At 64.0% G+C, this 13,062-nt stretch carries 14 protein-coding genes; 7 read left to right on the top strand and 7 right to left on the bottom strand.

The genetic code is table 11. The features are described from left to right. Positions 1 to 10: 10 nt before the first annotated feature. Complete coding sequence (locus JN279_RS00760; RefSeq protein ID WP_244734349.1) at positions 11 to 469, bottom strand: helix-turn-helix domain-containing protein; 459 nt, start codon at positions 467 to 469, stop codon at positions 11 to 13. Between the two features lie 196 nt (positions 470 to 665). Between JN279_RS00760 and JN279_RS00755 the strand changes: the two genes are divergently transcribed. From JN279_RS00755 to JN279_RS00725, 7 genes are all read left to right on the top strand, one after another. Continuing rightward, positions 666 to 1,391 carry a class I SAM-dependent methyltransferase gene (locus JN279_RS00755; protein WP_244734347.1) on the top strand — a complete coding sequence of 242 codons (726 nt, stop codon included), beginning with the start codon at positions 666 to 668 and terminating at the stop codon, positions 1,389 to 1,391. A 212-nt stretch (positions 1,392 to 1,603) separates the two neighbouring features. Continuing rightward, positions 1,604 to 2,758, top strand: a complete 1,155-nt coding sequence (locus tag JN279_RS00750; protein ID WP_096458438.1) for an ABC transporter substrate-binding protein — start codon at positions 1,604 to 1,606, stop codon at positions 2,756 to 2,758. 208 nt (positions 2,759 to 2,966) lie between these two features. Then, on the top strand, positions 2,967 to 3,965 hold the full coding sequence (locus JN279_RS00745) for an ABC transporter ATP-binding protein (protein WP_202351745.1): 999 nt from the start codon (positions 2,967 to 2,969) through the stop codon (positions 3,963 to 3,965). Between the two features lie 223 nt (positions 3,966 to 4,188). Next, a complete protein-coding gene (locus JN279_RS00740) occupies positions 4,189 to 5,154 on the top strand; it encodes an ABC transporter permease (protein WP_202351744.1) in 966 nt (321 codons plus the stop codon). Next, positions 5,144 to 5,959, top strand: coding sequence for an ABC transporter permease (locus JN279_RS00735; RefSeq protein ID WP_202351743.1), 816 nt, complete (start codon positions 5,144 to 5,146; stop codon positions 5,957 to 5,959). Before JN279_RS00740 ends, JN279_RS00735 begins: the two co-directional genes overlap by 11 nt. Before the next feature lie 25 nt (positions 5,960 to 5,984). Continuing rightward, positions 5,985 to 7,412, top strand: coding sequence for a gamma-aminobutyraldehyde dehydrogenase (locus JN279_RS00730; RefSeq protein WP_202351742.1), 1,428 nt, complete (start codon positions 5,985 to 5,987; stop codon positions 7,410 to 7,412). 376 nt (positions 7,413 to 7,788) lie between these two features. Next, positions 7,789 to 8,748: an IS5 family transposase gene (locus tag JN279_RS00725; protein WP_096447906.1), complete on the top strand. Its 960-nt coding sequence runs from the start codon at positions 7,789 to 7,791 to the stop codon at positions 8,746 to 8,748. A gap of 167 nt (positions 8,749 to 8,915) precedes the next feature. Here JN279_RS00725 and JN279_RS00720 read toward each other — a convergent pair whose 3' ends face one another. The 6 genes from JN279_RS00720 to fdhD all read right to left on the bottom strand — a co-directional run bounded on the left by JN279_RS00720 (position 8,916) and on the right by fdhD (position 13,062). Continuing rightward, positions 8,916 to 9,230, bottom strand: coding sequence for a hypothetical protein (locus JN279_RS00720; RefSeq protein WP_202351741.1), 315 nt, complete (start codon positions 9,228 to 9,230; stop codon positions 8,916 to 8,918). Between the two features lie 7 nt (positions 9,231 to 9,237). Continuing rightward, positions 9,238 to 9,600, bottom strand: coding sequence for a nuclear transport factor 2 family protein (locus JN279_RS00715; RefSeq protein WP_095201056.1), 363 nt, complete (start codon positions 9,598 to 9,600; stop codon positions 9,238 to 9,240). 75 nt (positions 9,601 to 9,675) lie between these two features. Next, positions 9,676 to 10,155: a carboxymuconolactone decarboxylase family protein gene (locus JN279_RS00710; RefSeq protein WP_096453171.1), complete on the bottom strand. Its 480-nt coding sequence runs from the start codon at positions 10,153 to 10,155 to the stop codon at positions 9,676 to 9,678. Positions 10,156 to 10,263: 108 nt separating this feature from the next. Next, a complete protein-coding gene (locus JN279_RS00705) occupies positions 10,264 to 11,817 on the bottom strand; it encodes an alpha/beta fold hydrolase (protein ID WP_202351740.1) in 1,554 nt (517 codons plus the stop codon). Positions 11,818 to 11,933: 116 nt separating this feature from the next. Further along, a complete protein-coding gene (locus JN279_RS00700) occupies positions 11,934 to 12,242 on the bottom strand; it encodes a formate dehydrogenase subunit delta (protein ID WP_096453173.1) in 309 nt (102 codons plus the stop codon). After that, positions 12,232 to 13,062 (bottom strand): formate dehydrogenase accessory sulfurtransferase FdhD, encoded by an 831-nt coding sequence (gene fdhD, locus JN279_RS00695; protein ID WP_096453174.1) that lies wholly within the window; start codon positions 13,060 to 13,062, stop codon positions 12,232 to 12,234. Before fdhD ends, JN279_RS00700 begins: the two co-directional genes overlap by 11 nt.

Here is a 13,062-nt window from a genome sequence, read left to right as displayed (position 1 = left end):
GACGCCAGTCCTACGCTTGCGCCTCTTGATGGAAACCGCCTCCGCCATGAACGGCCCTATCGGAGCAACCTCGAAGCGGCCGGCGCCGGCAAGCCTGACGGGCGCGGCGGAACGCAGGGCACTCCATCGGCCGGGTGGCCGGACATTGGGCGGCGTGACGCAAGGCCTCTCGGATCGTCGTCAGCCGTTGGATGATTTGGTCCAGTTCCTTCGCTTTGGCATCCAGGCGCCCTCGATCCATTTTCGGCAGACCGTCGGGTGTCAGCATCGAGGAAATCTCGTCCAGTGCGAATCCACCGGCGCGTCCGAGTGCGATCAAGGCGAGCCGGTCGAGGACGGCAGGGTCGAACAAACGGCGCTGGCCGCGACGGCCGATCGAGGCGACGAGGCCCTTCTCCTCGTAGTAGCGAAGTGTCGAGGCGGGCACGCCGGAGCGGCGCGATACTTCGGCAATGTCCATATTTTTCATACTTGACCTCAAGTCGGCTTGAACTCGTAGAGTGCTCGTGACGATCGGTGAGAGCAACACGAAAGCGAGGTCCGTTATGCCGCAATCCGCGCCGCCCAACACACGCCAAGCCGCGCTCTGGAACGATGCCAGCGGAAAGGCCTGGGTCGAGATGCAGCCGATCCTCGACGAGATATTGGCACCGTTCGAGCGGCTGGTGGTCGATGCCGGCTATCCCGGGGAAGGGGGCAATGTCCTGGATGTCGGCTGCGGTGCCGGCGCCACAACTCTGGCGATGGCGCGCCGCGTGGGCAAAGGCGGAAATTGTGTGGGGCTCGACATCTCGCAGCCGCTTGTCGCCCTGGCGACGGAGCGCGCGAGGGTGGAAGACGTAGCAAACGCAAGTTTTGAAGTGGGCGATGCCCAGGCGTTTGCGTTCGAATCCGGGCGCTTCGACGCTGTTATCTCGCGCTTCGGCGTCATGTTCTTCGACGATCCCGTGGCGGCGTTCACCAACATAAGAAAGGCTGCGAGGCGCGGCGGCAAACTCGCCTTTGTCGCCTGGCGCAGTCCGCTCGAGAATGATTTCATGACGACCGCCGTGCGAGCGGCTGCGCCTTTCCTGCCGCCCGCACCGGCGCCAGACCCCGATGCGCCGGGTCAGTTTGCCTTTGCCGACGGCGCCAAGGCGAAGCGGATCCTGGAAGCGAGCGGCTGGGCTTCAATCGAAGTCGAACAGGCCGACGTTCCGTGCCGGATCGCCCAACGCGATCTGATGACGTTTGCCACCCGGCTAGGGCCGCTCGGCGCCGTGCTGCGCGAGGTTGACCGGGCAACGGCCGAAAAAATCACGACGGTGTTGCCGGCTGCGTTCGCGCCTTTCGTGGAGAACGGTGAGGCTCGCTTCAATGCGGCCTGCTGGCTGGTGACGGCGCTTGCTTGAAGCGGTCCGGCTATCGGAAAAACCGATATCGCCTTTCTGATAAATGAATTTGCGAAACCGGGATTTCCCAAGCACCTTCGGCTTCAGGGACCAACGCCGCCATCAGAGCGGCATCAAGTCCACAGGACGAACTGATACGTTTTTCAGTCCGCGCGTGATCTGGCGAAAACCGGAGCGGTTTCGGGGTCATCCGCCAAAATGGGAGATCGATGATGAATTCATTCCTGAAGTCATGCACGGCGCTGACGGTCGCGCTGACCTTCTCCGGTCAGGCCATCGCCCAGGTCAAGGAACTCGGCAAGGGCGAAGGCCAGGTCAACATCGTTGCATGGCCGGGCTATATCGAGCGCGGCGAGACCGATAAGGGCTATGACTGGGTCACCGCCTTCGAGAAGGAGAGCGGCTGCAAGGTCAACGTCAAGACCGCCAACACGTCGGACGAGATGGTCTCGCTGATGAACGAGGGCGGCTTCGACCTCGTCACGGCTTCGGGTGATGCCTCGCTGCGCCTCGTCGCCGGCAAGCGCGTGCAGCCGATCAACACCGATCTCATCCCGAGCTGGAAGACGGTCGACGACCGGCTCAAGGACGCGCCCTGGTTCACCGTCGACAAGGTGCATTACGGCGTTCCCTATCAGTGGGGCCCCAACATCCTGATGTACAACACCGAGGTGTTCAAGGACGCGCCGAAGAGCTGGAATGTCGTCTTCGAGGAGATGAAGCTGCCGGACGGCAAGTCCAACAAAGGCCGCGTCCAGGCCTATGACGGCCCGATCCACATTGCGGATGCCGCCAACTATCTGATGTTCCACAAGCCGGAACTCGGCATCAAGGACCCCTACGAGCTGAACGAGGACCAGTACAAGGCAGCGCTCGACCTGCTGCGCGTCCAGCGCACGCTGGTCGGTCGCTACTGGCATGACGCCGCCATCCAGGTCGACGATTTCCAGAACGAAGGCGTCGTCGCCTCGGGTTCGTGGCCGTATCAGGTCAACACGCTGGTTGCCGCCAAGAAGCCGGTTGCCTCGACCGTGCCGGAAGAAGGCGTCACCGGCTGGGCCGACACCACCATGATGGAAGCCGACGCGGCTCACCCGAACTGCGCCTATATGTGGCTCGAGCATTCGCTGTCACCGAAGGTGCAGGGCGATGTCTCGGCCTGGTTCGGATCGCTCCCCGTGGTGCCCGCCGCCTGCAAGGGCAATGAGCTCTTGACCGACGAAGGCTGCAAGACCAACGGCTACGACAATTTCGACAAGATCAAGTTCTGGAAGACGCCGGTCTCGAAATGCGTCACCCAGAACGACCAGTGCGTGCCTTACTACCGCTGGGTGTCGGACTATATCGGCGTCATCGGCGGACGGTGATTTCCCTTACCCTCCCCCTGGTGGGGAGGGTCGACGCCCAGCGTCGGGGTGGGGGGCTGTCCGATAGATTCGCGCCATCACCCCCACCCGCGGCTTCGCCGCGACCTCCCCCGTCGAGGGGGAGGTGAAGCGGCGCGCGAATTTCGTGATCCTAGCCAGATTTGTAGCTGAGGATGATTTTGATAAACCGGCAACAGACTGACAGCCCATGACCTCTGCCGTCTCCTTCCAGAAAGTCTCGCGCCATTTCGGCAGCATTCGCGCCGTCGATGCGGTCGATCTCGACATTGCGCCGGGCGAGTTCTTCGCCATGCTCGGGCCGTCCGGTTCCGGCAAGACCACCTGCCTGCGCCTGATCGCCGGTTTCGAGCAGCCGACGGCGGGTTCCATCTCGATCTTCGGTGAGCGCGCCGAGGGCGTTCCGCCCTATCGCCGCAACGTCAACACCGTGTTCCAGGACTATGCGCTGTTCCCGCATCTCAATGTGCTCGACAACGTCGCCTACGGGCTGATGGTCAAGGGCGTCGGCAAGGCCGAGCGGCACAAGGCGGCCGAGGAAGCGCTGTCGCTGGTGCGGCTGCCCGGCTACGGCGCCCGCCGCCCCGGCCAGCTTTCCGGCGGCCAGCGCCAGCGTGTCGCGCTGGCCCGTGCGCTGGTCAACCAGCCCAAGGTGCTGCTACTCGACGAACCGCTCGGCGCGCTCGACCTCAAACTGCGCGAAAACATGCAGGAAGAGCTGAAATCGTTGCAGAAGGCGCTCGGCATCACCTTCGTCTTCGTCACCCACGACCAGGGCGAGGCACTGTCCATGGCTGACCGCGTCGCCGTCTTCAACGACGGCAGGATCATGCAGATCGGCACGCCCGAAGATATCTATCAGCGGCCTCGCACGCGCTTCGTTGCCGATTTCGTTGGCTCCTCCAATGTACTGCCGCCGGACTTCGTCCAGCGCTATTCCGGCCAGCACCGCTGGGGCAGCCTTCGCCCCGAATCCATTCGCGTCAGCCGCGCCGCTAGCGGCGAAGGCGTCGCCGCCCGCCTCGTTTCGACCAACTATCTCGGTGCCACCACCAGGCTGGCGCTCGATGCCGATGGGTTGAAACTACACGCCGTGGTGCCGGCCGGCACGGCGCTGCCTGCCGAGGGCGAAGCGGTGATGCTCACCTTCAACCGCGAAAGCCTGCATCTGATGGATGAGCCGGCATGATGAAGGTTGGCGCCAGGCCCCCCTCTCTGTCCTGCCGGACATCTCCCCCTCAAGGGGGGAGATTGGCTGTCCCCTCGGGTTTCGCCAATTTCCAACGTGGCAAAACCGGCGAGGCCGAGAAACTGCTGATCTCCCCCCTTGAGGGGGAGATGTCCGGCAGGACAGAGAGGGGGGCGAAGGATCGCGACCTCTCACTCAATCCCTTTCAGCACGCGGTGGCCTCATGACCATCGCCGCTGTTCAATCCAACCCCGCGCCTGCCATCCTGCCCGGCAGCGGCGGCATGCGCGGTACGCTGTCGGATCTGTTCTGGCGCCGGCCGCAACTGCTCCTGCTTCTCATGCTGTTGCCGCCGGTGCTGTGGCTCGGCATCGTCTATATCGGCTCGCTCTTCGCGCTCTTGGCACAGAGCTTTTTCTCCATCGACGAGTACTCCGGCCTCATCAACCGCCAGTTCACGCTGAAGACCTATGGCGATCTGTTGCAGGCCGCCAATCTCGACATCATCCTGCGCACGGTGACCATGGCGGCCCTGGTGACGCTGGCCTCGGCCATCGTTGCCTTCCCCATCGCCTATTACGCGGCGCGTTATGCGCGCGGCCGTTGGAAGGCGCTGTTCTATCTCGGCGTCATGCTGCCGCTGTGGTCGAGTTATCTGGTCAAGATCTACGCCTGGAAGCTGATCCTGGCCAAGGAAGGCATCCTCACCTGGCTCTTCGCCAAGCTGCATTTGCTGTGGATTCTCGATGCCTGGCTCTCGCTGCCGGTCGTCGGCGGCAACTCGCTGTCGGTCTCGTTCACCGGCACCTTCATCGTTTTCGTCTATGTCTGGCTGCCCTTCATGATCCTGCCGGTTCAGGCGGCGCTCGAGCGCGTGCCCGGCAACCTGGTCGAGGCTTCCTCCGATCTCGGCGCCTCGCCGGGACAGACCTTTCGCAACGTGCTGTTCCCGTTGGCGCTGCCCGGCATTGTCGCCGGCTCGATCTTCACCTTCTCGCTGACTCTCGGCGACTACATCATTCCGCAGATCATCGGCACGTCGCGCCTGTTCATCGGCCAGGCCGTCTATTCGCAGCAAGGCACCGCCGGCAACATCCCGCTCGCCGCCGCCTTCACCGTGGTGCCCATCGTCATCATGGGCTTCTACCTCTGGGGCGCCAAGCGCATGGGGGCCTTCGATGCACTCTGACCGTGGCCAATCCGCTCCGCTCGGCCTGAAGATCGCTGCCGCCTGCGGCCTGCTGTTCCTGCATTTGCCGATCCTGCTGATCTTCGTCTATGCCTTCACCACCGAGGAGAAGAGTTTCGTCTGGCCTCCGCCCGGGCTGACCACGCAGTGGTTCGCCGTCACCTGGAACCGGCCCGACGTCTGGGAGGCGCTGTCGCTGTCGGTGCGCGTCGCCGCCATCTCGACGGCGATCGCGCTGGTGCTCGGCACGCTGTGCGCCGCCGCGGTGTCGCGGACGAAATTCTTCGGTCGCGAGACCATCTCGCTGCTGGTCATCCTGCCGATCGCCCTGCCCGGCATCATCACCGGCATCGCGCTGCGCTCGGCCTTTTCGCTCGCCGACATCCCTTTCTCGTTCTGGACGATCGTGCTCGGCCACGCCACCTTCTGCGTCGTCGTCGTCTACAACAATGCAGTTGCCCGTTTCCGCCGCACCTCCGGCTCGATGATCGAGGCCTCGATGGATCTCGGCGCCGACGGTTTTCAGACCTTCCGCCATGTCATGCTGCCCAACATCGCCACCGCACTGCTTGCCGGCGGCATGCTGGCCTTCGCCCTTTCGTTCGATGAGGTCATCGTCACCACCTTCACCGCCGGCCAGCAGCAGACCGTGCCGATCTGGATGCTGGAGGAACTGATCCGCCCGCGTCAGCGCCCGGTCACCAATGTCGTGGCCATGGTCGTCGTGCTGGTGACGCTGCTGCCCATCCTGTTTGCCTATTACCTGACCCGCGACGGCGACCAGATCGCTGGTTCGGGCAAATAATCCAATCGATAAGGGAGAGACCTCCATGGACACCCAGATGCTGATCGGCTCGAAATTCGAGAACGGCGCCGAGACCGAGGAGCCGATCCTCAATCCGAAGACCGGGGCGACCGTTCTCAACCTGCCCGAGGCCAGCCAGGCACAGATCGAAGCAGCGGTCAGTGCCGCCGAAAAGGCGTTCGTCTTGTGGTCGCGCACCACGCCGGCGCAGCGCTCAGCCTATCTCCTCAAGATCGCCGATCGCATCGAGGCCGAGGCCAAGGAATTCGCCGCGCTCGAGGCATTGAACTGCGGCAAGCCGATCAATGCCGTGCTCAATGACGAAATCCCCGCAATCGTCGACTGCTACCGCTTCTTCGCCGGCGCGGTGCGTTCCATGCCGGGCGTGGTCGCCGGCGAATATCTGCCTGGCCACACCTCGATGGTCCGGCGCGACCCGATCGGCATCGTCGCCTCGATCGCGCCCTGGAATTATCCGCTGATGATGATGGCCTGGAAGCTGGCCCCGGCGATCGGCGGCGGCAACACCGTCGTCTTCAAGCCGTCGGAGCAGACGCCGCTGACGGCGCTGAAGCTGGCAAAAATCCTGGCCGAAATCCTGCCCGAAGGCGTCGTCAATGTCGTGCTCGGCCGCGGCGACAGCGTCGGCAACACGCTGATCAACCACCCCAAAGTCAACATGATCTCGATCACCGGGGACGTCGCCACCGGCAAGAAGGTGCTGCAGGCGGCCGCCAAGTCGGTCAAGCGCACGCATCTCGAACTCGGCGGCAAGGCGCCGGTCATCGTCTTCGACGACGCCGACCTCGGCGCCGTCGTCAACGGCCTACGCGCCTTCGGCTATTACAATGCCGGCCAGGACTGCACCGCCGCCTGCCGCATCTATGCCGGCAAGAAGATCTACGACAAGCTCGTCGCCGACCTGTCCTCCGCTGTGTCGACCATCAAATACAATCGACCCGACGATACCGAAAACGAGATCGGCCCGCTGATCTCGCGCCGCCAGCGCGACCGCGTGTCGAGCTTCGTCGAACGCGCCTCGGAGCTGAAGCACATCGAGATCACCACCGGCGGCAAGCCGGGCGACGGCACCGGCTTCTACTACCAGCCGACCGTCGTCGCCGGCGCCTTGCAGGAAGACGAGATCGTGCGCCGCGAGGTGTTTGGCCCGGTTGTCTCGGTCACCCGCTTCACCGAAGTCGACGAGGCGGTGACCTGGGCCAATGACAGCGACTATGGCCTGGCGTCGTCGGTGTGGACCAAGGACGTCTCGCGCGCCATGGCGACGGCCGCGCGCCTGCAATATGGCTGCACCTGGATCAACACCCATTTCATGCTGACCAACGAGATGCCGCATGGCGGGCTGAAGCAGTCCGGCTACGGCAAGGACATGTCGCTCTACGCGCTGGAGGACTACACCGCCGTGCGGCATGTGATGGTTGCACATGGGTGAGGAGCGGTCCGCGCAGCGGACGAAAAGCCCCTAAATGGGCTTTTCGAGCGACGAACGGTGAAGGTCCGGTTCGCCTTCGGGCGAATTAAAAGGTCCAGTGGACCTTTTAAAGGAGCTGAACGCCCGAAGGGCAGGGAGCCATAGCGAAGGGCCGGGCGTGGCTATTTTCCCTTCTCCCCTTGTGGGAGAAGGTGGATCGGCGCGTAGCGCCGAGACGGTTGAGGGGTGTTCCAGCTTGGCGCCAGCCTACCCCTCACCCGGATTGCCAACCGATTTGTGAAGAACAAATCGGGGCAATCCGACCTCTCCCACAAGGGGCCTGTTGCGTAATTGGCTGGTTGTGATTCTCTGAGACATAAGCTCGGAGGACGAACCGATGGCGGTGAAGCGGACAGGTCAGTTGAGTCTGGTGGAGGGATTTCTGGGCGACAAGCTGTCTGGTGGCTCCTCGCCGCTCGACCGGTTGTCTGGCCTTGTGAAGTGGTACCGCTTCGAGAAGCTGCTTAACCCTCTGCGCGATGGCGGACCGGGTCGGGCGGCTTGGCCGCCGCTGGTGCTGTTCAAGGCACTGCTGCTGCAATCGCTTTATGGGCTGTCGGATCGCGAACTTGAGGAGGCGCTCGGCGACCGGCTGTCGTTCCGGCGTTTTGCCGGGCTTGGGCTGGGAGAGAGCATTCCCGACCACACGGTGCTCTCGCGCTTTCGCAATCTGCTTGTCGGTGAAGGGCTGCTGGAGAAGCTGTTTGGCGAACTCGACCGGCAGCTGGAGAAGGCCGGCGTGATCCTGAAGCGCGGCACGATGCTGGATGCAACGCTGATCGATGCAGTCTCAGCGCCGCCGACAGCTGAGCGGCCTTCGAAAGATGCGGACGCCCGTGTCACCACGCGGCAGGGCAAGGGCGGTTTCACTTTTGGCTACAAGGCCCATGTCGGCGTGGATGAGGGCTCTGGCATCATCCGCACGGTGATCACCACACCGGCCAACGTCAACGACACGGTGATGGCCGATGACTTGATCCGCAGCGACGAGAAGACGGTGTGGGCCGATGCCGCCTACGACACGCACGCCCGGCGTGCCCGGCTCAAGGCCGAGGGCAAGAAGGTGCGCATCGCGCGCCGCCCCAACAAGCATCATCCGGAGCTGCCGTTGCGGCTCAAACGCTACAATCGCCTCATCGCCAGGCGTCGGGCGGCGGTGGAGACCACCTTCGCCACGCTCAAGAACCGCATGAAGCTGACCGCGATCCGCTACGTCGGACTGGCCAAGGCGTCCGCCCAAGTGACGATGGCGGCGATCGCCTTCAACATGCGCCGATGGGCCGCCATCACGGGATAGGTGCGCCTGCAGTCCGGCCGTACGGGCCGAACCGCCACCTCAACCCCTCAAAACCAGACTCCAATCCACAAGCGCAAGCAACAACCCGCTGCATTCCACTCCCGTCCGCGCACTCCCGAAACTGCGCAACAGGCCCACAAGGGGAGAGCTAAGACCGTTGCGCGCCGCTATTCGACGATGCGATAGATGGTCCAAAGACTGGTGCCCGATACGACATAGGGCTCCATCTCCTTGCCCCATTTGGCGTGCGCGTCGATCTTGCCGATCTTGGCGAAGAACTCTTCCAGCTGGGCAAGTGTTTCGACTTGGTGGTGCGTTTCGATCGTCGCCTCGCGCGCGCCGATCGAGCCGGTCATGATCTGGAACTTCAGCTCGGCGATGCCGACCTGGGCGCCAATCTCGCGCTCCCATTTCCGCATCAGGTCGAGCACGGTCTGCTTGTGCCCGAACTTGGCGTCGATCTGCCATCTGGCGCTGAACATGGCGGCCTCACTCGTCCCAGGCCTGCACGACGGTCTGCCGTGCGATCTGCCCGTTCTTCAGTTCCAGCATCGCGGCGGCGAACACCTTGGTGCCATCCGGATAGGCGCAGGCCTGGGTGAAGGCCAGGCTGTTGCCGTCGGCGATCGTGGTGTCGACCTTGTGGGTCATCGCCCGGCTGCAAATGTCGTCCCAGAAGGTGGTGATCGCCGCGCGCCCGCGGATCTCGCGCGGCTTGCTCGGCGGGTTGTTGCGGTCGATCACGCGCACCAGCGCGTCATCGGTATAGAAGCTCGAAAGCGTCTTGCCGTCGCGGGTCTCGATCGCCTTCTTGATGGCCGCGCCATCCACGGTTTGGGTCTTGGTCAGCATTTCATCCTCCATGGCCCGTCTTCGGGCGGTTGATGTGCGCAAATCTGCCCGGCGCTTATCGACGGGCAGTGTCGTTCACTGCGACTTCGCCTTGACGGCCGCGAAAACGTCGTCGGTCTGCTTCTTGAAAGTCGCGAGATCGACCTGACTGCCGTTGAGCATCGTCGACCAATGGCGCACGATCGCCGCCATCGCGATCGTCTCCTTGATCTCCTCCTCGCTGGCGCCGTTGAGCTTGGCCGCCTCGGTGTGGAAATAGATGCAGTACTGGCAGGGGATCTGCGCGGCGACCGCAAGGCCAATCAACTCCTTGGTCTTGCCGTCGAGCGCGGTCTTGGGGTTAAGCTGCACCCCCTTGATCTCGGCCCAGGCGCCGGCGACGGCGACGTCAGGCAGCGTCTTGAACATATCCGGCACCGAGCCGAGCGTCGCCTGGATGTCCTTGTAGGCGGCTGTCGCCGATGCATCCTCGGCCTTTGCGGGAGAGATCGTGAACAGCGCGCCAATGCCTGCCGCGATCACGAATGATCTGACATTCAGTTTTGACTTGAGCATTTCATCCTCCGTTCGCAGGGCCTTCCCGGCGGCATCCGCCTGGCCTGCATGGGGGAATTGATAGCCCCTACATCGGCGTGTCCGCTTCGCCCGAAAGCGCCATGGCTCTCATGGCCCGTCCGGGCCAGCGTGCCTGGCGGAAAATGCCGCCGCTGCCGCTCGCGATGGCAGGTCGAGCTTGAGCAGTATGTTGGCGACGTGACGCTTGACCGTGTGCTCGCTCAGCCTGAGTTCGGCGGCGATAGCGGCGTTGCTCTTGCCATCGGCGATCAGGTTCACCACCTCGCTTTCCCGTGCCGTCAACACGGCGGGTTCCGCCGGCTTGGACTTCGAACGGCAAGCCGGTTCCAGATGCTGCTCCGACGTCGCATGCACCACCGGCAATGGCTCGTCCAGTTCGCCGAGGCTGACGCGGCCGGCGTCGACGAAATGCAGGCCGGATCCCACCGCCAGATCGGCAACCAGCCGGGAAGCCAGAATGTCGCCACGCCCGGCATGGTTCGCCAACTGCATGGCCACGCGCGCCGTCAGTCCGACCGGTGGGCCGCGCGCTTCGATCTCGCCGACATGGACCCCTTGCGCACTCGCCACCCCGATCTGCTGCGCCGCCTCGCGCAACGCCGCCGCGCAACCTACGGCGCGCGCCGGCCCGTCGAAGCGCGAGATCATCAATTCGCCATGCATGCCCACCGCGCGCCCGCCATGGCGCCCGACCAGCAGCCGCCAGCTCTCCTGAAAACGCTGACTGCGCTCGAGCCACATGCGGTCGCCAAGCTTGGCCGTGTCGGAGATGCGCGTCACCAGCAACGCGGCAAGCACACGCTCCGTGTCCGCCACCGCCGGCTGGCCGGTAAGAAATTCCTCGATCAGATCGGCAACGCGGTCGACATCGCCGGTCCAGACCGGATGGTCGCGCCCGGCGATCTCGACCAGCCGTGCATTCGGGATCTTCTTCGCCAGGAAGCGGCTGGCCTCGGGATCGACACGAATATCGTTGCGGCGATGGATCAGCAGTGTCGGCGCGCTGATCGCGCCGAGGATGTCTCGCACGTCGATTCCGGCATTCATCCGCGCCAATGCCACCGCCGCGGTCGGGCTCGCCGACAGGCGCTCGAAGCGTGCCCACCAGGTTGAAAAGTGGGCGTCATCGACCCGGCCCGGCGCAAAATTCGGCAAGGTCGCGCCGGTGCCCCAGGCCGTTTCGGCCGTCTTGATGAAGGCCGCCAGCCGCTCCGGCGGCATCACCCATTTGTGGAAATTCGCATAGCCGCCATAGAGCACCAGCCCCCGCGTCCGCTCCGGATAGGTGGCTGCGAACAGCATCGCCATCGGCGCGCCCTCGGAAGCGCCGAGCAATGCGGCCCGGCCGCTGCCGGCCGCATCCATCACCGCGCGCACATCGTCCATGCGGGTTTCGAGGCTCGGCAGATGATGGGCATCGACACGGTCTGAAAGACCGGTGCCGCGCTTGTCGAACAGGATCAGCCGCGAGAATGCCGACAGCCGCCTCAAGAGCCTTGTATAGCCCTCGTCCTCCCAATGCAGGTCGAGATTGGAAATGAAGCCCGGGACGAAGACGAGATCAAGCGAACCCTGGCCGACCACCTGATAGGCGATCCGCACCTCGCCACTGCGGGCATATCGGGTCTCGATCGGCCTCACGAGGTTTCTTCCGCCCGGCCTGACGATTTCTGATCGTCGACCATAGCAGAGCCGCGTCGATAGCGGCAGATCAAACTTTAGCGGAAAGGAATATAGGCCCGCGTGGCGGCTCGCGGCTACTTCTGCGACGCGGCGACGTCTGCCGGGGAGGGCTTGAGCCCGAGCTTGAGATCGGCCTCGGCTGGTGTGATCGGCCGCTTGATCCTGGCCGACGCAGCCACGACGAGTTCGTCGAAGCCTTCACCGCTGTCCAGCAGTTCGAAGAACTGCCGCCGCATCCGGGGCTCCCAGAACTTGTTGATATGCTCGGCGACGCCGGCAATCCCTTCCTCGCGCGACTTGGAATGGAAGAAGGCCGCGATCTGGTTGGCCATACGCACCAGCTTTTCGCTGGTGCTCGTGATGTGGTCTTCGTCATGCGACATGCTGGGCAACTCCCAAAACCACCCGGTCGGGGTGGGTGAAAACATCGAAATCTTCGCCGCGCACCAGCGCCACCAGTGTCATGCCGGCCTCGTCGGCGGTGCGGATGGCAAGCGCGGTCGGCGCCGAGACGGCAATGATGAAGGCCGAGCCGATCGCCGCCGTCTTCTGCACCATTTCGACCGACACGCGCGACGTCACCACGACGGCGCCCGACGCGCCGTCGATGCCTGCTTTGGCCAATGCGCCGGCCAGCTTGTCCAACGCATTGTGGCGGCCGACATCCTCGCGCGCCATGACGACGCCCTTGCCGGGAATGTAGAAGCCGGCGGCATGCACGGCCCCGGTCTCCTGATGCAGCGGCTGCACCTTCGACAACAGCTTGACGGAGCGCACGATGTCGTCTGCACCAAGCGTAAGTTTTGACGCACCAACCGCATCGACCGAGCGCATCGCTTCCTCGATCGACTCTATGCCGCACAGCCCGCATCCGACCGGCCCGGCGAGCCTGCGCCGCCGCGCTTCGAACCGTGTATTGGCCTGATCTCTCAGCCGGATCTGGATGTCGATGCCGGCGCCATGATCCTCGACCTCGATCGCCTCGATCTCTTCAGGGGAAGAGATGATGCCTTCTGTCAACGAGAAGCCGAGCGCGAAATCCTCGAAATCGGCCGGGCTCGCCATCATCACCGCATGGGTTGTGCCGGCGAAGGAGAACGCCACCGGCGTCTCCTCCGGCACCATGCGATTGGCGGCAGCCGTACCGCTGGCGCGATGCGCCAGCCGCGATATCTCGGTCGTTGCTTTGCGGCGCGCGGCCAC

Source organism: Mesorhizobium sp. 113-1-2 (genome assembly GCF_016756475.1).
Classification (GTDB): domain Bacteria; phylum Pseudomonadota; class Alphaproteobacteria; order Rhizobiales; family Rhizobiaceae; genus Mesorhizobium; species Mesorhizobium loti_C.
Note: the sequence above shows the minus strand (reverse complement) of the source record. Positions and strands in the feature narration are given on the sequence as shown.